At 73.4% G+C, this 17,010-nt stretch carries 12 protein-coding genes and 5 pseudogenes; 9 read left to right on the top strand and 8 right to left on the bottom strand.

Going from position 1 to position 17,010, the window contains the following annotated elements:
* Positions 1-15: 15 nt before the first annotated feature.
* On the bottom strand, positions 16-681 hold the full coding sequence (locus ABD198_RS08155; protein ID WP_343998933.1) for a pyridoxine/pyridoxamine 5'-phosphate oxidase: 666 nt from the start codon (positions 679-681) through the stop codon (positions 16-18).
* 10 nt (positions 682-691) lie between these two features.
* Positions 692-1,864 carry a thiolase C-terminal domain-containing protein gene (locus ABD198_RS08150; protein ID WP_343998932.1) on the bottom strand — a complete coding sequence of 391 codons (1,173 nt, stop codon included), beginning with the start codon at positions 1,862-1,864 and terminating at the stop codon, positions 692-694.
* A gap of 97 nt (positions 1,865-1,961) precedes the next feature.
* Here ABD198_RS08150 and ABD198_RS08145 point away from each other — a divergent pair.
* Positions 1,962-2,581, top strand: a pseudogene (locus ABD198_RS08145) (acyl-CoA dehydrogenase family protein); the annotation flags it as partial.
* Positions 2,582-2,739: 158 nt separating this feature from the next.
* Positions 2,740-2,907 (top strand): hypothetical protein, encoded by a 168-nt coding sequence (locus ABD198_RS08140; protein ID WP_343998930.1) that lies wholly within the window; start codon positions 2,740-2,742, stop codon positions 2,905-2,907.
* Between the two features lie 41 nt (positions 2,908-2,948).
* Here ABD198_RS08140 and ABD198_RS08135 read toward each other — a convergent pair.
* Positions 2,949-3,413, bottom strand: a pseudogene (locus ABD198_RS08135) (LysE family translocator); the annotation flags it as partial.
* Between the two features lies 1 nt (position 3,414).
* On the opposite strand from ABD198_RS08135, the pseudogene ABD198_RS08130 reads away from it, so the two are divergent.
* Positions 3,415-3,618, top strand: a pseudogene (locus ABD198_RS08130) (Lrp/AsnC ligand binding domain-containing protein); the annotation flags it as partial.
* Positions 3,619-3,677: 59 nt separating this feature from the next.
* On the opposite strand, the gene ABD198_RS08125 reads toward ABD198_RS08130, so the two are convergent.
* Positions 3,678-4,313, bottom strand: a complete 636-nt coding sequence (locus ABD198_RS08125; protein WP_343999094.1) for a TetR/AcrR family transcriptional regulator — start codon at positions 4,311-4,313, stop codon at positions 3,678-3,680.
* Between the two features lie 134 nt (positions 4,314-4,447).
* Between ABD198_RS08125 and kbpA the strand changes: the two genes are divergently transcribed.
* From kbpA to ABD198_RS08105, 4 genes are all read left to right on the top strand, one after another.
* A complete protein-coding gene (kbpA, locus tag ABD198_RS08120; protein ID WP_343998928.1) occupies positions 4,448-5,179 on the top strand; it encodes an AfsK-binding protein KbpA in 732 nt (243 codons plus the stop codon).
* A gap of 199 nt (positions 5,180-5,378) precedes the next feature.
* A complete protein-coding gene (gene afsK / locus ABD198_RS08115) occupies positions 5,379-7,769 on the top strand; it encodes a protein serine/threonine kinase AfsK (protein WP_343998926.1) in 2,391 nt (796 codons plus the stop codon).
* Positions 7,770-7,968: 199 nt separating this feature from the next.
* On the top strand, positions 7,969-8,541 hold the full coding sequence (locus ABD198_RS08110; RefSeq protein ID WP_343998924.1) for a hypothetical protein: 573 nt from the start codon (positions 7,969-7,971) through the stop codon (positions 8,539-8,541).
* A gap of 96 nt (positions 8,542-8,637) precedes the next feature.
* Complete coding sequence (locus tag ABD198_RS08105) at positions 8,638-10,221, top strand: FadD3 family acyl-CoA ligase (protein WP_343998922.1); 1,584 nt, start codon at positions 8,638-8,640, stop codon at positions 10,219-10,221.
* Between the two features lie 71 nt (positions 10,222-10,292).
* Here the strand turns inward: ABD198_RS08105 and afsS are convergent, their stop codons facing one another.
* Positions 10,293-10,481 (bottom strand): regulatory protein AfsS, encoded by a 189-nt coding sequence (gene afsS, locus ABD198_RS08100; protein WP_343998920.1) that lies wholly within the window; start codon positions 10,479-10,481, stop codon positions 10,293-10,295.
* Positions 10,482-10,685: 204 nt separating this feature from the next.
* Positions 10,686-13,706, bottom strand: coding sequence for an SARP-family global regulator AfsR (gene afsR / locus ABD198_RS08095; RefSeq protein WP_343998918.1), 3,021 nt, complete (start codon positions 13,704-13,706; stop codon positions 10,686-10,688).
* Positions 13,707-13,931: 225 nt separating this feature from the next.
* Between afsR and ABD198_RS08090 the strand changes: the two are divergent.
* Both ABD198_RS08090 and ABD198_RS08085 read left to right on the top strand, forming a co-directional pair.
* Positions 13,932-14,246, top strand: a pseudogene (locus ABD198_RS08090) (amidohydrolase family protein); the annotation flags it as partial.
* A 1-nt stretch (position 14,247) separates the two neighbouring features.
* Positions 14,248-14,946 (top strand): annotated as a pseudogene (locus ABD198_RS08085) (aldehyde dehydrogenase family protein); the annotation flags it as partial.
* A gap of 35 nt (positions 14,947-14,981) precedes the next feature.
* On the opposite strand, the gene ABD198_RS08080 reads toward ABD198_RS08085, so the two are convergent.
* Both ABD198_RS08080 and ABD198_RS08075 read right to left on the bottom strand, forming a co-directional pair.
* The gene (locus ABD198_RS08080) at positions 14,982-15,374 is read right to left on the bottom strand and encodes a nitroreductase/quinone reductase family protein (RefSeq protein WP_343998917.1); all 393 of its coding nucleotides are present in this window, start codon (positions 15,372-15,374) and stop codon (positions 14,982-14,984) included.
* A gap of 11 nt (positions 15,375-15,385) precedes the next feature.
* Positions 15,386-16,903 (bottom strand): CehA/McbA family metallohydrolase, encoded by a 1,518-nt coding sequence (locus ABD198_RS08075; RefSeq protein WP_343998915.1) that lies wholly within the window; start codon positions 16,901-16,903, stop codon positions 15,386-15,388.
* Positions 16,904-17,010 lie beyond the last annotated feature (107 nt).

Below are 17,010 nucleotides of genomic sequence, written 5' to 3'. Positions count from 1 at the left end.
GGTCTCGCGCACGGTCTACGGCCAGAGCAGCTCCCGGGACCAGCCCTCGCCGGTCCGCCGGTAGCGCAGCCGTACGTGCCGGCGCCGTTCGTCGCCCTGGAAGAACTCCACCTCGTCCGGCCGCAGCCGGTACAGCGTCCAGGACTCCACCGGCGCGTCCGGTTCCCGCTCGGCGCGCTCCCAGGCCGCCTCCGACGCCCGGACCAGCTCCTCGAGCGAGCCCAGCACCCCGCTCTGCCGGCCGGTCAGCGCCGCGGCCAGGGCGGCGGTGGAGCGGGCGTGCAGATCGGCCTGCGACTCCTCGGCGGGCGCCTGCTCCACGGGCCCGCGCAGCCGCACCTGACGGCCGAGCACCGGCCAGTAGAAGGCCAGGGCCGCATAAGGGCGGGCGTCGAGCTGGGTGCCCTTGCGGCTGTGCGCGTGGGTCGCGAAGGCCCAGCCGCCGGCGTCGGCGCCGTGCAGCGTCACGATGCGCACGTCCGGCAGACCGTCCGCGTCCGCCGTGGCCAGCGACATGGTGTGCGGCTCGGTCTGCCCGGCCGCCACCGCCTCGGCGAACCAGCGGGTGAACAGCTCCAGCGGTGCACCGGGAGCTTCGGACGGGTCGAAGGCCGGCAGCTCGGTCACCTCCGGGGCCCACACCCGCAGTGACCGCAGCAGCTCATGAAGATCGGTTCCCATGCCCCGATTCTCACTCCCGGGCCAGCACCACGGTCCCCGACGAGCAGAACCAGCCGCCCGTCCCGGAGGCCACCGCCAGCCGGGGCAGTGAACCGTCGGCCCGGCGCACCTGCCGTCCCCCGCACTCGCCCCGCAGCTGCCGCACCGCCTCCACCAGCAGGAACAGCCCCCGCATCCCGGGATGCTGGGCGGACAGACCGCCCCCGTCGGTGTTCACCGGCAGCCCGCCGCCCCCGACCCGCAGCCGTCCCTTCTCCACGAAGGCCCCGCCCTCGCCCTTGGCGCAGAAGCCCAGGTCCTCCAGCGTCACCAGCGTCATGTAGGTGAAGGCGTCGTACAGCTCGGCGAGGTCCATCTCCTCGGGCCGCACCCCCGCCCGCCGGAACGCCAGCGGCCCGCTGACGGCGGCCGGGGACACCGTGAAGTCCGGCCACTCGGACATCGCCGAGTGCGAGACGTACTCGCCCGTGCCGAGCACCCACACCGGCGCGGTACGGCAGTCCCGTACGACATCCTCGGCTGCCAGCAGCACCGCCGCGCCGCCGTCGGAGCGCAGACAGCAGTGCAGCTTGGTGAAGGGGTCGGCGATCAGCGGCCCGGACTGCACGTCGTCCACCGTGATCGGCGTGCGGTGCAGCGCCTCGGGGTTCAACGCCGCGTTGGCCCGCGCCTGGACGGCCACCTCGGCGAGCTGCTCGACGGTCGTGCCGTACTCGATCAGGTGACGGCGGGCGGCCATCGCGTACTTGGCGATGAGCGTGTGCCCGTACGGGGCCTCGAACTGGAGCGGGCCGCGGGTGCCGAAGGAGAGGGTGCCGGTGCGGCGGCCGGCGCGGATGTCGGCGCGGGCGGTGGAGCCGTACACGAGCAGCACCGCGCGGGCGTGCCCCGCGGTGATCGCGTCCGCCGCATGGGCGGCCATGACCTCCCAGGTGGCGCCGCCCACGGAGGTCGAGTCCACCCAGGTGGGGCGCAGGCCCAGATACTCCGCCACCTCGACGGGGGCCAGGGTGCCGAGCCCGGCGGAGGCGAAGCCGTCCACCTGCGACCGGTCGAGACCGGCGTCGGCGAGGGCACGGCGGGCGGCCTGGGCGTGCAGGGCGTAGGCGGTCGTGCCGTCGTCCAGCCGCCCGCAGTCGGAGAGGGCCACGCCCACCACGGCGGCCTTCCTCGAAGAAGCCATGAATCTGACGGTACGTCAGCTCAGCCGCCCGCGTAAGTCTGGGCATCCCTGCCCTCCCGGACCTAATATGACGGTTCGTCAGATCGGAGGCCTCAGCATGGACGCCCGTTTCACCGCCGAGCAGGACGAGATCCGCCGGACCCTGCGCGAACTGCTCACGAAGCGCTGCACACCGGCCGATGTGCGCGCCGCCGTCGACACCCCGGCCGGACACGACCCCGCCCTGTGGACCGCCCTCGCCGACGGGCTCGGCCTGCCCGCCCTCGCGCTCCCGCAGCGCTACGGCGGCGTCGGCTGCTCGGTCACCGACCTGGCCCTCGCCTGCGAAGAGACGGGGAGCGTGCCCTCGCGCCCTCGCCCCTGCTCGCGACCACCGTGCTGAGCGCGCCCCTGCTGCTCGCGCTCGGCACCGACGCACAGCGAGCGCGACTGCTGCCCCGGCTGGCCTCCGGTGCGCTCACCGCCGCCCTCGCCGCCCCGGGCCCGGCACTCGCCACCGCCCTCGCGCTCACCGGCGGCAACGGCGGCGGCTGGGCGGGCGGTGGACGGGCGGGCGGGGTGCAGGCCCGGCGGGCGGACGGCGGCTGGCGGCTGTACGGGCAGGCCGACCAGGTGCTCGACGGGCACAGCGCCGGGCTGCTGATCGTCCCCGCCCACACCGGCGGCTTCGCCCGCTCCCGCACCCTGCTCTTCCTGGTCCCGGGCGACGCCACCGGCCCCTGGGAGCACGACGCGCATCTGTATCTCAAGCGCGCCAAGGGCGACGAGCTGCTGTTCGGGCCGGTCCACCGGCTCCGGGCGCACGCCGCCGACCGGGCACGTCTCTTCGAGACCACCGAGATCTTCGAGGCCATCGGGAGCGAGGAGGCCGGCTGATGCGGCAGAACGGGCACCGGTCCCGCGCCGGCCGGCTGCTGCGCGGGGTGCAGCGGGTGTCGGCGACCCGCGCCTTCGCCCGCCTCGCGCCCCCGGTGCTGCCCGCCGCGGACTACCAGGCGCGGGTGGCCCGCGAGATCCGGCTGTTCCGGCTCCACCGCAGATGACACCTGCGCAGATGACACCCGCAGCGAGTGAGGCCCTGGTTCTAGAGCATGGCCAGCCGCTGCACCAGCAGGAACGCGCCGATCCCGAGCATCGCGGCGCCCGAGGTGCGCACCACCGCACGCGCCGCCGTGGGCCGCGCGCCGAGGACCGCGCGGGCGGCGAGGCCCACCGAGAGGTAGACGGCGGCACAGCACGCCATGTGCAGGGCGCCCAGCGCCAGCGTCTGCACCGGCACCGGCAGCCGGGCGCCGTCGCCGGTGTCCAGGAACTGGGGCAGCACGGAGAGGTAGAGCAGCAGTCCCTTGGGGTTCAGGCCGCTGATCACCGCACCGCGCCGGAAGGCCCGGGGGCCGCTCTCCTCGGCGGCGGTGCCGTCCGTGCCGGGGGTGCCGGGGCGGCGCAGCACACTCCAGCCGAGCCACACCAGATACGCCGACCCCGCCGCCGTCAGCGCCGTGAGCAGGGCCGGAGAGCCCGCGACCAGGACCGCCAGCCCCGCCGCGGCCGGGGAGCCCGACTATCTGCTGCGGGTGGTCGCCGCCGACCTCGCCGCCTATCAGCGGCTCTACGACGAGCGCCTGGCCACCCTGCCGGGGGTGCAGCGGCTGACGTCGACGCTGGTGATGAAGCACGTGGTGAAGGACCGGCCGCTGCCCGCGCGTCAGCACAAGGTCCCGCACAACGCGACAGGCGGTGGCCCACCGGGGTGAACCACCGCCTGCCAGACAGGACTTGTGAAAGAGAGTAGGGGAGCTGTGCCTGGCGTCGCCTACTTCGTCGGCTTCTTGCCGGTGATTCCCAGGTGGACCAACAGGGCGAGGTTGGGCCTGAGTTCGGCCTGCTTCACGCCCCAGGAGGTGAAGCCCTTCTGGTGCGAGGCCACCGCCGCGAGCATCGCGACCAGCGAACCGGCGATCGCGGCCGGGTTCACGTCCTTGTCGACCCGGCCCCTGGCCTGGAGGTCGGCGACGGCGTCGGCGAGCGAGTTGTTCACCGAGTTGAGAATCTTCATCCGGATCTTGTAGAAGCGCTTGTCGCCCTCGGCCGCCCCGAGATCCACCACGCGCAGAATGGCGTCGTTCTTCCGCCAGAAGTCCAGGAAGCCGTCGACGAGGTCCTGCGCGGTCTGCCAGCCGGCCTTGCCGACCCAGGAGCGGCCCTCGACGAGCTCGGTCAACCCGGAGCCCTCGGCCGCCGTTTGCTCCGCGATCTCCAGAACGGCGCCCTCGACGTCGGGGAAGTACTGATAGAACGTCGCGGGCGAAGTGCCCGCCCTGCGGGCGACGTCGATGACCTTGACGTCCCGGTAGGGGGAGGAGCTGAGCATCTCGCTGAGGCAGTCGAGCAGCTTCTGCCGGGTCGCCTGCCCACGCCGGCCGGCCACGCGGCCGTCGACGGTTCGCACTTGTCCTGTCATGTCGTCAGCTTACCGAGGGGTGATCGGAGCGCGATTCGGCCGACTGCAAATGGGGTGTGCCCCTTCGCGGAGCGTGGTGTGCCTGGTCTGCGGGGTGCGGGTGGCACGGTTAGTTTGGCGGCATGGCCGAAAACAGGGCATCGGAGTACAGGGAGGGCACCCCGTGCTGGGTGGACGCGCAGCTGCCCGACGTGGCGGCAGGCAAGCGCTTCTACGGGGAGCTCTTCGGGTGGACCTTCCAGGAGCAGCCGGAGCTGCCGAGGGAAGGGGTGCGGGCGCTGAAGGACGGTGAGCCCGTCGCCTCCCTGCGGCGCAAGGCCGACGGCCGGCTGCCCACCGTGTGGACGGTGTTCTTCGCGACCCCGGACGCCGAGGACCTGTGCCGGCGCATCCGTCTGACCGGCGGGCGGATCATCGCCGCGCCCCTGCCGCTCGGCGAGCTGGGCGTGCACGCGCTGGTCACCGATGGTCAGGGGGCCGTCTTCGCCCTGTGGCAGCCCGGCACCCACCCCGGCTTCGGCCGCCGCCACGAGCCGGGCACCTTCGCCTGGGTGCAGCTCTACACCAGCGACACCGAGGCGGCCAACACCTTCTACGGCGACCTCTTCCACGACGCCCTGTTCGGGCCCGGCGCCCGGCCCGACTTCGGCCGCGCCCCCGTCTCCGACGTCTTCCCCGCCGAGATGCCGCCCCACTTCCTCGTCCACTTCGCCGTCGAGGACGTGGCGGCCGCCGCGGAGCAGGTGGTGCGGCTCGGCGGCCGGGTGCAGGTGCCGCCCTTCGAGACGTCCTACGGCACGGCCGTGGTCGTCTCCGACAATCAAGGGGCGTCCTTCGCGCTGCTGCGCCGCTGAGCGGGGCACCGGGACCCCGCCCAGCCGGGCAGAATGTCTTGTTTACCACCTGACACCCCGATTGTCGGCGGGTTCGCAACAAGGGCTCCGGCCAGGAAGAATCGGGGTGCGTGCCGCCACGGCGGTGCGGTGGTGAGACGCTGCACTTCGGTCGCGGGCACATGTGGTGGCGCGACTCGTACGGGGAGGTGGCAGGCAAGTGGTGGATCAGCTGACGCAGCACGATCCGCGGCGTATCGGGCCGTTCGAGGTGCTGGGACGGCTGGGAGCCGGCGGTATGGGGCTGGTCTATCTCGCGCGCTCGGCGTCCGGCCGGCGTGTGGCGATCAAGACGGTCCGTACCGAACTGGCCGAGGACCAGCTGTTCCGGGTGCGCTTCACGCGCGAGGTCGAGGCGGCCCGCGCCGTGTCCGGCTTCTACACCGCGGCCGTGGTGGACGCCGATCCGCGCGCCGCCGTGCCGTGGCTGGCCACCGCCTACGTCCCCGCTCCCTCGCTCGAGGAGATAGTGAACGAGTGCGGGCCGCTGCCGGCCAAGGCGGTGCGCTGGCTGGCAGCCGGGGTCGCGGAGGCGTTGCAGTCCATCCACGGCGCCGGACTGGTCCACCGCGACCTCAAGCCCTCCAACGTCCTGGTGGTCGAGGACGGCCCCCGGGTGATCGACTTCGGCATCGCCTCGGGTGTGTCGAACACGCGTTTGACGATGACGAACGTCGCCGTCGGCACGCCCGCCTACATGTCCCCGGAGCAGGCCAAGGACTCCCGCAGCGTCACCGGCGCCAGTGACGTCTTCTCCCTCGGCTCCACCCTCGTCTTCGCCGCCACCGGCCACGCCCCCTTCCACGGCGCCAACCCGGTCGAGACGGTGTTCATGCTGCTGCGCGAGGGCCCGGACCTGGAGGGGCTGCCGGAGGAGCTGCGCCCGCTGATCGAGTCCTGCATGCAGATGGAGCCCTCGGCCCGGCCCACCCCGGCCGACCTCCAGGCGCAGCTCGCCCCGCACCTGTTCGGCTCCGGCTCCGACGACAGCGGAACCGCCTCGGCCTGGCTGCCCGAAGCCGCGGTCAGCCTCATCGAGGCCCGGCGCAACGGCCGCCCCGCCACCAGGCCCCGCCCCGACCAGGGGCAGGGCTCCGGCCAGGGCCGCGGCGCCCGCCCGCAGGTGCCGCCCCCACCGCCGCACGACCCGGTGATCCCGCCGTCCCCGCCGGCACCCGCCCCGGTGGGCGCCCAGGCCGGTGCCCCCGACAACGGCCCGGTCCGGCTGGCCGGCGCCGCGGTCCCCATCGGGCCCGGCCCGCGCGTCGCCGACGTACGTGCCGCCGCCGTCAAACCGCCCCCGCCCGAGGCCGCCCTCGCCGCCTCCTGGACCAAGCCGCGCCCCGGCGTCAACGGCGCCGACCCGGCGGTCGCCGGCGGTGCCGCGCCCGCGGCGGCCACCGCGCCGCCCGATCAGCCCAGCGGCTGGCGGCCGTGGCGGTTCCGCATGTCCAACGACCTGTGGGGCACCCCCGCCGTCGACGGCGACCTGGTCTACGTCACCTCCTTCGAGGTGCACGCGCTCGACGTGGCCACCGGCCGGCGCCGCTTCAAGACCCGCGACGTCGCCTGGTCCATGACCGTCGCCGACGGCCGCATCCACGCCTCCGACGGGCCCACCCTGTTCGCCCTCGACGCCCGCGAGGGCAGCGACCTGTGGCGGCTGTCCACCGACGCCTGGGTGTACTCGCTCAGGGCCGAGCGCGGCACCGTCGTCACCGGCACCCGCGGCGGCGGCGCCCAGGGCTGGGAGGCGTCCAACGGGCAGAAGCTGTGGGAGATCACCGGCTGCCAGACCGACTTCGAGTCCCCCGAGGCCGGACCGGCCCTGCACGACGGCACCGTCTACCTCTGGCAGGACGCCCGGCTGCGCGCCATCGACGCCCGCACCGGCGACGAGCGCTGGTCCTACCCCATCGGGGACGCGGCCTCCTGCGGCGGCGTGCCCGTGCGCCTGACCCAGGCACCGGACGGCTACGTCTACGTCTCCGCCGGCACCCGGGTCATCGCGCTGGACGTCGCCGGGGGCCATGTCCGCTGGCACTTCGAGGCGCCCGCGGTCTTCCTGTGCCCGCCGACGTTCGTCCCCGGCCCCGCGGTGACCGGCGGCGGCGTCTACCTCGCCGACTACCTCGGCACGGTCTACGCCCTCGACGCCACCGACGGCCGCGACCGCTGGCGCATCGCCACCGAGGCGCGCTCCTCCATCGAGCCCGTCCTGGTCGCCGCGGGCCATGTGCACGTCGGCAGCGGCAAGGCCGTGTACACCCTGGACGCGGTCACCGGCACGCCCAAGTGGCGCTTCCAGGCGGGCGGCGAGATCGTCGGCGCCCCCGCGGTCGCCGAGGGCCGCATCCACTTCGGCTCGACGGACCACCTGCTCTACACCCTCAAGGCGGACGACGGCCGCCTGCGCTGGAAGCTCGCCACCGGCGGCGAGATCACCGGCTCCCCGGTCGTCCGCGACGGCGTCGTCTACGCCTGCAGCAAGGACCGGTGCGTCTACGCGCTGGACGCGGAGAAGGGCACGGGGACGGCGCGGACCACCTGAGTCCGCGTCCCGCCGCGGCAATTCGCGACGGCCGCCGCGCCGGTGCCCCGAAGGGCGCCGGACGGCGGCCGCCGGCCATGCGGCCCTGGCCCCGGGGGGAGCGGCCTCAGCCTCTGCCCCTGGCCGCCGTTGCTCCGCGTACCCGACGGTGGCGGGACGGTGACATGCTCGTGACACGTCCCTCGCTAGGCTCATGGTCATGAAGCCTCGGGGGAACACACTCAAGCTCACCGCCGTGTCCGCACTCGTCGTCCTCACCCTCACCGGGTTCTCCACCGGCCGCACCGGCGGCACCACCGGTGGCAGCCACGGCGACGGCGGCGGGGGCGGCGGCTGCAGCAGCTCCTCGCAGAACCACGACTCCTCCACTTCGGGAGGCGGTTCGCACCGGGACGACGACTACGACGACGACTACGACGACGACTACGACTACGACGGCGGCACCGGCTACGACGACAGCGACACCTCCGGCGGCTCCGGAGCGGACTCGGGCAGCTCGTCCGGGCTCGAGGAGGGCACGGTCAAGCTGGTGCGCTGCGCCACCAGGACCTCCCCGCACGCCACCGTCGTGGTCACCAACCCCAACGCCGCCAACGCCACCTTCTCGGTCACCATCGACTTCCGGGACGGCAAGGGCGGTCTGGTCTCGTCCAGTACCCGGACCGTGGAGGTGCCCGGCGCCGACTCCGCCACCGTGAACGTGGCCGTGAGCGGGAGCACCGCCAAGATCGCCCGCTGCGACGTCACGCCGACGGCACCGGCCCTGCGCTGACCCGCACCGCATCCCGGCGCCCCCGCTGGGGGGTGTCCGCAAAGTCCCGCCTGCTCTAGCTGTGCTGTTCGGAGAGGTTGGTGACGCGGCTGGCTGGTGGGCGGCCGCCCCCTGCGCACCATTCCGGAGACCGTCCGCGCGGCCGCGTCGCGCTACCCGGACACGGAGGCGGTCGTGGACGGCCGCACCCGGGTCACCTTCGCGGAGCTGGCCGCCCGGGTGGACCGCTCGGCCGCGGCCTGCCTGGCGAACGGCGTCCGGGCCGGCGACCGGGTGGCCATCTGGGCGCCCAACACCCTGGGCTGGATCCTCGCGGCCCTCGGCGCGGTCTCGGCGGGCGCGGTCCTCGTCCCGCTGAACACCCGCTTCAAGGGCGCGGAGGCGGCGGACGTGCTGCGCCGGAGCGGAGCACGGCTGCTGTTCGTGACGGGCACGTTCCTCGGCACGTCCTACGTGGCCGCCCTGCGGCGGGCGCTCGCGGAGCCGGACGGCGGCGGCCTGCCGTCCCTGACCCGGGTGGTGGTCCTGGCGGACGACGCCCCCGCCGACTTCCTCACCTGGAAGGACTTCCTGGCGAGCGGCGAGGCCGTGGCAGAACCCGAACTCAGAGCACGGGCCGCTCTGCTGGACCGCCGCTCACCCTCCGACCTGATGTACACCTCCGGCACCACCGGCCGCCCCAAGGGCGCCGTGAGCACCCACGGCCAGAGCCTGCGGGCCTTCGCCGTCTGGGCCGGCCTGGCCGGCCTGCGGCACGGCGACCGCTACCTGATCGTGAACCCCTTCTTCCACACCTTCGGCTACAAGGCGGGCGTGCTGGCCTGCCTGATGCGGGGCGCCACGATGATCCCCCAGCCGGTCTTCGACCCGACCGCCACCCTGGCGCACCTGGCGGCGGAACGGGTGACCGTCCTCCCCGGCCCGCCCGCCCTCCTGGAGTCCCTCCTCGACCACCCCGAGCGGACGTCCTACGACCTGACCGCCCTCCGCCTGACCGTGACCGGCGCGGCGGTGATCCCGGACGGCCTGGTGCAGCGCCTGCGCCGGGACCTGGGCGTGGAGACGGTCCTGACCGCCTACGGCCTCTCCGAGGCGACCGGCATCGTCACCATGTGCCGCCGCGACGACCCCGACGAGGTGATCGCCGGCACCTCCGGCCGCGCGATCCCCGGCACCCACGTCCGCATCGTCTCCCCCGACGGCGACCCCGTCGGCCCCGGAGTGAAGGGCGAGATCCAGGTTCGCGGCTTCAACGTCATGCGCGGCTACTACGCCGACGAACAGGCCACGCAGGAGGCCTTCACCCCCGACGGCTGGCTCCGCACCGGCGACGTGGGCGCCCTCGACCCGTCCGGCAACCTGCGCATCACCGACCGCCTGAAGGACATGTACATCGTCGGCGGCTTCAACGCGTACCCAGCCGAGATAGAGCGCCTGCTGTGTCACCACCCGGACGTCACCGAAGCAGCCGTCGTCGGCGTCCCCGCCCCCCGCCTCGGCGAGGTCGGCCACGCCTACGTGGTCCGCCGTCCGGGCGCAACCCTGACAGCCGACGCCCTCATCACCTGGTCCCGCCGGGAAATGGCCAACTACAAGGTCCCGAGAAGGGTGGAGTTCGTCGCGGAACTACCGAGAAACGCCAGCGGCAAAGTACTGAAGGGCGAGTTGCGCAAGCGCTGACCCCGGACACACACCGACCGCGGCGGCTCCCCCTCCGTGCCGCCGCGGTCGGTCCCCCCGTTGCAGTAGGCCTACTTGCCGTCGCGGTCCAGGGCGGGCGGGACCGGGGCGTGGTTGTCGAGGGTGACGATGTCACCGTCCGCCGGCGGGGTGGGAGCGTGGTTGTCCTGCGTGGTCGCTTCGCCGTTCGCCGGCGGGACCGGGGCGTGGTTGTCCTGTGTCGTCAGCTCTTCGTCCCGGATCTTCTTGCTGTCGCTCATGGTGCGGCCTTCTCCCCGTGTCGTCGTGAGGTGCTGCATGCCCTTGCCCGGCAACTCCCCTGCGGTTGCCGGACAAGGGAGGTTCGGGCGCCCACACCCTATGCGGTGCGCCCTGCCGACCCGCCTGCCCCCCGACGCGGCGGATCGGTGGAGTAAGCCTCGCAGTGAGCCATAAACGTTCGATGAACGCCCTTCGGCCGGCGTTCAGGCGGCGGACGTCGGGCTCAGCCGTGCCCTGACCTGTTCGGCCTCTGCCGCCCCGGTCGCCTCGTACAAGGACAGGGCCTCTTTCCAGCACGCGCGTGCGCGGTCGACCTGGCCCAACGCATCGAGCGACTCGCCCAGTGTGGAGAGAACGTTCGCCCGCATTCGGTCGCCACCGATGAAGCCGACAGCGAGCGCTTGTTCTGCGTGCTGCGCGGCGTTGGCGAACCGGCTCACCGTCACATACGCCTGGGCGATGCGGAAGTGGGTGGTGCCTTCCCACAGCCGCTGCCGGTCCGCATGGAAGATATTGAGCGCCTCGGTCAGCTCCCCGAGCGCCTCGGAGGCGCGATCGGCCGCGATGTAGGCAAGACCCAGCGCGTATCGGGCATTCGCCAGGCGCAGCGTCAGGCCGAGGCGGTCGTAGATGCGGATGCCTTCCTCGGCGAGCTTGATGGCGTGGGCGGTGTGCCCCATCGCGAGGCGGACCCGGGACAGGTTGCACAGCGCGCTCGCCTCGAGGGGAGCGTTGCCGTCCTTCTTCGATCCCTCGATGGCGGTGAGGAGATGGTCCTCGGCGTCGCCGTTGCGTCCCTGTATCAGGGCGATGATCCCGCGGTCGTTGCTGGCCCAGTAGAGAGGGATGAAGTCCCCCACCGCCCGGGCGAGCTCCACGGCCCGGCTCGCCTCCTGCTCGGCTTCGTCGTAGCGCCCCGCGACCAGGTGTACGTTGATCAGCGCGGTGCGTGCCCTGGCTTCGGCGCGGGAGTCCTGAGCAGACTGCGCCGCCTCCTTGGCGGCGACTGCGGTCGACTCGTACTGCTTCGAGTTCGCCCCCGACTCGCCCAGGTCCTTGGCGGCCCACAACAAGTCGACGCCCCGGCGCAGTCCGTCGCCCTGCAACGCCTGCCTGGCGCAGGACAACAGGTTGTTGGCTTCGGAGTACAGCCAGTCGAGCGCGTCCTGTCGGTCACGGAAGCGCAATCCGTCGTACTGCGTCGGCTCCAAACCGTCCACCAGCCGGTCCCCCGGCCGTTCGATCGCATAGACCCGCGCCGCCGTCGCCAAGTAGAAGTCCAGCAGGCGGGACATGGCCGCGTCCCGTTCGCTCGGGGGGTGTTCGTCGCGTTCCGCGCATGCACGCGCGTAGAGGCGGACCAGGTCGTGGAAGCGGTAGCGGCCGGGGGCCGCCGACTCCAGCAGCGACGTGTCGACCAGGGACTCCAGCAGGTCCTCGGTCTCCTCCGGCGGCAGGTCGAGGACGGCGGCCGCGGCGGCCAGGGAGATGTCGGGACCGTCGGCCAGGCCCAGCAGGCGGAAGGCCCGCGCCTGGGCGGGCTCCAGCTGGCCGTAGCCCAGCTCGAAGGTGGCCTTCACCGCCAGGTCGCCCGCCTGGAGTTCGTCCAGGCGCCGGCGTTCGTCGGCCAGCTTCGCCGCCAGCACCGACACCGTCCAGGTGCGGCGGGCCGCCAGCCGGGACGCCGCGATGCGGATGGCCAGCGGCAGGAAGCCGCAGGCGGCGACCACGTCCAGCGCGGCCTTCCGCTCGGAGGCCACCCGCTCCTCGCCCACGATCTTGGTGAAGAGCGCGAGCGCCTCGTCGGGGGACATCACGTCCAGGTCGACCAGGTGCGCGCCGGCCAGGTCAACCATGCGCATGCGGGAGGTGACAAGCGCCGCGCAGCCCTCCGTGCCGGGCAGCAGCGGGCGCACCTGCGCCGCGTCCCGCGCGTTGTCCAGCAGGACCAGCACCCGGCGGCCGTCCAGCACCGAGCGGTACAGCGCCGCCCGCTCCTCCAGCGTGTCCGGGATCGCCGAGTCCGGCGTGCCGAGGGCCCGCAGGAAGGAACCCAGGACCGTCTCCGGCTCCGCGGCGCGCGGGCCCGCGCCCTGGAGGTCGACGTAGAGCTGGCCGTCGGGGAAGGCCGGGCGGGCCTGGTGGGCGACGTGCACCGCCAGGGTCGTCTTGCCGACGCCGCCGATGCCCGCCAGCGCCGATACGGCCATCACCCGGCCCTCCGCCGAGGAGAGCAGGTCGCCCAGCTCACGGACGAAGGAGGCCCGGCCGGTGAAGTCGGGGACGGAAGCAGGGAGTTGCGCGGGGCGGACACGAGCGGTGGACGGCTCGGCCTCGGGGGCGGAGGGCTCGGCCAGCGCGGGGTCCGCGCGCAGCACCCGCTGCTGCAGCTCGCGCAGCTCCGGGCGCGGATCCACGCCCAGCTCCTCCGCCAGCAGCCGCCGGGTGTCCGCGTACACCGCCAGCGCCTCCGCCTGCCGCCCGCTGCGGTACAGCGCCAGCATCAGCAGCTCGCGCAGCCGCTCCCGCAGCGGATGCGCCGCGGTCAGCGCGGTCAGCTCCGAGACCGCCTCCGCGTGGCAGCCCTGCTCCAGGTCCATGTCCAGCCGCGTCTCGAGCAGTTGCAGCCGCCACTCCTCGAGCCTGACCCGCTGCGCCTGCGCGTACGGGCCCGGCACCCCGGCCAGCGTCTCCCCGTCCCACAGGGCCAGCGCCTGGCGCAGCACCTCCCGCGCACGGCACAGGTCCCCGGTGTTGCGGGCCTTCTCCGCCTGAGCGGCCAGCTCCTGCGCCACCGCCAGGTCCAGCGCGCCCTCGCCGAGCCCGCGCACCGCGTAGCCGCCGGACTCGCTGACCAGCACGCCCGGATCCAGCACCTTGCGCAGCCGGGAGGCGTAGGTGCGCACCGCCGCCAGCGCCTGCGACGGCGGCTCCTCGCCCCACAGGGCGTCGATCAGCTCGGCCGCCGTGGCGGTACGGCCCTCACGCAGCAACAGGGCCGCGAGCAGGGCGCGTTGCTGGGGACTGCCGGTGGCGAGCGGCTCGCCGTCGCGCCAGGCGCGCACCGGACCGAGCACACCGAAGCGCAGCCCTTCGGTCCCGGAACCGGACCCGGACCCGGAACGGGACCCGGAACCGGACCCGGACCCGGAACCGGAACCGGACCCGGAGTCCGGACCGGATGCGGACCTCCGCTGCTCCGGCACTCGCGGTACACCGTCCATGCAGTGAGTCCCCCTATGCGTCCTGCTGCGCACTCCGAGCAACCAGGCCAGTTTGCCTTGTTCACGGCAGATGCGTCAGCCGTGCGAGACACCCGTCACATGCCGTGGGACCAGGTCCACACAGGGTTCTCACACCGTCCGCGTACTCGTTCGCACAGATCACGCCTTTGCCGGCCCCCGAACGCATAGCTGACGACCCGTCAGATCGGCGCTACGGTGACCGGCATGGAGACCACCGAGACCACCACCGGCACCACGTTCCCGCTGATCATCTCCGTCGATGACCACACCGTCGAACCGCCTGGCGTGTGGCAGAACCGGCTCCCGAAGAAGTACCTGGACACCGGCCCCCGGGTGGTCCGTGCCCCGCTGAAGGAGATGTCCTTCCTCGGCGGGCGCTTCAAGCCCGTGATGGGCGAACCGGGCAGCGACCCCGGCGCCCCGGTCGGCGACTGGTGGGTCTACGAGGACCTGCACCGCCCCCTCACCCGCCTCGACACCGCCGTCGGCTGCGACCGGGACGAGATCAGGCTCGAGGTGGCGGCAGCTGATGGAGCTGGGCGGCAAGGGCGCGGCGCTGGTCTTCGACGACGCGGACCTCGAGGCCGCGGTCGCCGGCATCGGCACCACCTTCTCCTTCTGCAGCGGCCAGATCTGCACCGCGCCGACCCGGGTGCTGGCCCAGCGCGGCGTCCACGAGCGGCTGGTGGACGGGCTCGCCGCGTACGCGGCCCGGCTGCCGGTGGGCGATCCGCGGGATCCGGGCACGGTGGTCGGGCCGGTGATCTCGGCGGAGCACCGGGAGCGGGTGGAGGCGTATGTGGCGCTGGGCCGCAAGGAGGGAGCCACGGTCGTCGCCGGCGGTGAACGGCCGCCGCTGGAGCGGGGCTTCTACGTCGCTCCGACCCTCCTCGCCGACTGCACCAACGACATGCGGGTGGCCCGGGAGGAGATCTTCGGGCCGGTGGTCGTGGTCGTCCCCTTCGACGACGAGGAGGAGGCCGTGGCGCTGGCCGACGACAGCGAGTACGGCCTGATCGACTACGTGTGGTCCCGGGACGTGGCCCGCGCCTTCCGGGTGGCCCGGCGGCTGCGCACCGGCGGCGTCGGCGTCAACACCGTGGGCCGGAACATGGAGGCGCCGTTCGGCGGGTTCCGCGGCAGCGGCGTCGGCCGGGACGTCGGCCCCTACGCCCTGCACGCCTACAGCGAGGTGCAGTCGATCGTCTGGCCGGGGTGAGCGGGCGCCCCGCCCCGGCCGGACGACCGGCCTCCTCAGACGTCCAGGTCGATCCGCACCGTGAGCAGCCCGGCCCCCATGGCCCGCACCACCGCGCTGTTGTAGCGGGGCAGGGTGCGCAGCCGCGCCACCGGGTCGTCGCCGGGCAGCGGATGGGCGGTGCCGGAGTACCAGCGCCCCCGGATGCGGACGCGCACCCGGGGGTTCGCCTTGATGTTGCGGACGTACTGGGAGCGCTCGCCGAACTCGGACACCAGCCAGAAGGAGTCACCGACCCGCCGGCCGCCCACGGGGGTGAGCCGGGGCAGTCCCGAGACGCGGCCGGTGGTCTCCAGCACGGTCTGGAACGGCAGCCGGCGCAGGAGGGGGTTGATACGGCGCTGGAAGGCGGTTGCTCTCCGGTACTTGCGTTCGGCGTTCGCAGTCATGTGGTACGAGCCTACCGATGCCGCCGGCCCAGGAAGATCGGATTGGTGAAGGCGGCCAGCGCACCCGGCAGCGGGCCGACGGCCGCCTCGTGCCGCAACTCGGCGCGCACATAGGCCGCGTACGAGGGTGTGGTGCGCCATTCGACGACCCCGGACCCGGACACCGGCAGCGGGGCGCTGGTGTGCAGCACGCCCTGGTCGGTGACCAGGCGGACCGTGCAGCGCGGGGCGCCGGTGACCTCCAGGCGCACGGTGACCGGGGTGTCCCGGTCGACGTCCAGCCGCTCGCCGATCCCGGCGTGCCGGCCGCGCCCACCGGACGCGCCGAACGTCAGGGAGACGTTGCTGGACTCGGCGACATAGCTGCGGCCCGTCCGGATGCCCTCCTGGATGGCCCGCCGGGACAGCTCGTCGGCGAGGACCACCGTCTGCGGCAGCCCGACGGCGTCCGGGTCGCGGTGGGCGTCGCTGCTTCCCATCGCGGGGATCCACTCCCGTCCGTCGCGCACCGAGGCCACCAGCATGCTGTCCCAGTCGGCGAGGGCCATCTCGTCGTCGGGTGTCCAGGGCCCGTTCCACACCTCGATCGCGTCCGCCTCGCCGAAGCCGAACTTCCAGTTGCAGCCGATGCAGGTGGCGTGCGGATGGGCCGGGACGACCAGGCCGCCCGCCCGCCGGATCTGCCGGGCGTACCGGCCGAAGCGGTTGTCGCGGGCCCGGTAGCGCCAGTCGACGAACGTCCCCGGGTCGGTGCCGAGCGCCACCACGTGCCCGTTGCGGGTGGTCACCTCCTCGCCCAGCATCACCAGCAGATCGTCACCGGCGGCCTCGGCCCAGTGGGCGTGCGCGGAGTGCGTGTTGTGCTCGGAGGAGTTGATGAAGTCCAGCCCGGCCGCGCGGGCCAGCGCGGCGATCTCCTCCGGGGTGCGGCGGCCGTCGGAGTGCCAGGAGTGCAGATGGCAGTCGCCCCGGTACCAGCCGCGGCCCCGCCCCTTGACCCGCTCCGGCGGATACACCGGCTTCGGCGTCTCGCCCGGCTCCCCGTAGGTCAGCGTCACGGTGATCTCGTACGACAGCCCCTGCGGGGCCACGGTGTACGGGCCGAGCGCGATGTGCCAGGTGCCCTCCCGCACCGGCCCCGGGATGTAGCCGGGGGTGGCCTCGTCCGCGCGCACGAAGAACTCGGTGCGCGCCCCGCCGGACCAGCCGCGGAAGCCCCGGCCGCCCAGCTCGGTGCCGCGCTCGTCGAACAGGCCGATGTCGAGGGCGTTGCCGGTGGTGCCGGGCGGCACGGACGGCCGGTCGTAGGTGTAGGAGACCCGGATCTCCCGCACGCCGGACGGCACCTCGACCGGCACGTACACGAAGTCGGGCGCGCCCGGCTCGAGGGTGCCGCGCACCGTTCTGGTCTCCCGGCCGCCGTCGCGGTCCGCCGCGGAAGCGAAGCTCATGCTTCCCAACGTAAGCGCGGCGGCGGCGCCCGTCACGAACACGGCACGCCGTCCGATGCCGGTGTGGTCCTCGCACATATCGCTGCTCCCCAGGTGTCGTCCGACCTGAGAAGCTGTTGTCTTTCCGGACGTGAGGACTGCGTTTTCGCTGGTGGGGCATAGGGTCGGCGGTCTGGTGGGAGTGA

This window comes from Streptomyces thermocarboxydovorans (genome assembly GCF_039524635.1).
GTDB lineage: Bacteria > Actinomycetota > Actinomycetes > Streptomycetales > Streptomycetaceae > Streptomyces > Streptomyces thermocarboxydovorans.
This window is presented reverse-complemented; position numbering and strand designations above follow the sequence as displayed.

What these genes read in the sequence shown, in the direction of transcription:
- ABD198_RS08110 (WP_343998924.1), top strand. Translation starts at nt 7,969, where the DNA reads ATGAAGCCTCGGGGGAACACACTCAAGCTCACCGCCGTGTCCGCACTC.
- ABD198_RS08150 (WP_343998932.1), bottom strand. Translation starts at nt 1,864, where the DNA reads ATGGCTTCTTCGAGGAAGGCCGCCGTGGTGGGCGTGGCCCTCTCCGAC.
- kbpA (WP_343998928.1), top strand. Translation starts at nt 4,448, where the DNA reads ATGGCCGAAAACAGGGCATCGGAGTACAGGGAGGGCACCCCGTGCTGG.
- ABD198_RS08140 (WP_343998930.1), top strand. Translation starts at nt 2,740, where the DNA reads ATGCGGCAGAACGGGCACCGGTCCCGCGCCGGCCGGCTGCTGCGCGGG.
- afsR (WP_343998918.1), bottom strand. Translation starts at nt 13,706, where the DNA reads ATGGACGGTGTACCGCGAGTGCCGGAGCAGCGGAGGTCCGCATCCGGT.
- ABD198_RS08080 (WP_343998917.1), bottom strand. Translation starts at nt 15,374, where the DNA reads ATGACTGCGAACGCCGAACGCAAGTACCGGAGAGCAACCGCCTTCCAG.
- afsS (WP_343998920.1), bottom strand. Translation starts at nt 10,481, where the DNA reads ATGAGCGACAGCAAGAAGATCCGGGACGAAGAGCTGACGACACAGGAC.
- ABD198_RS08155 (WP_343998933.1), bottom strand. Translation starts at nt 681, where the DNA reads ATGGGAACCGATCTTCATGAGCTGCTGCGGTCACTGCGGGTGTGGGCC.
- ABD198_RS08075 (WP_343998915.1), bottom strand. Translation starts at nt 16,903, where the DNA reads ATGTGCGAGGACCACACCGGCATCGGACGGCGTGCCGTGTTCGTGACG.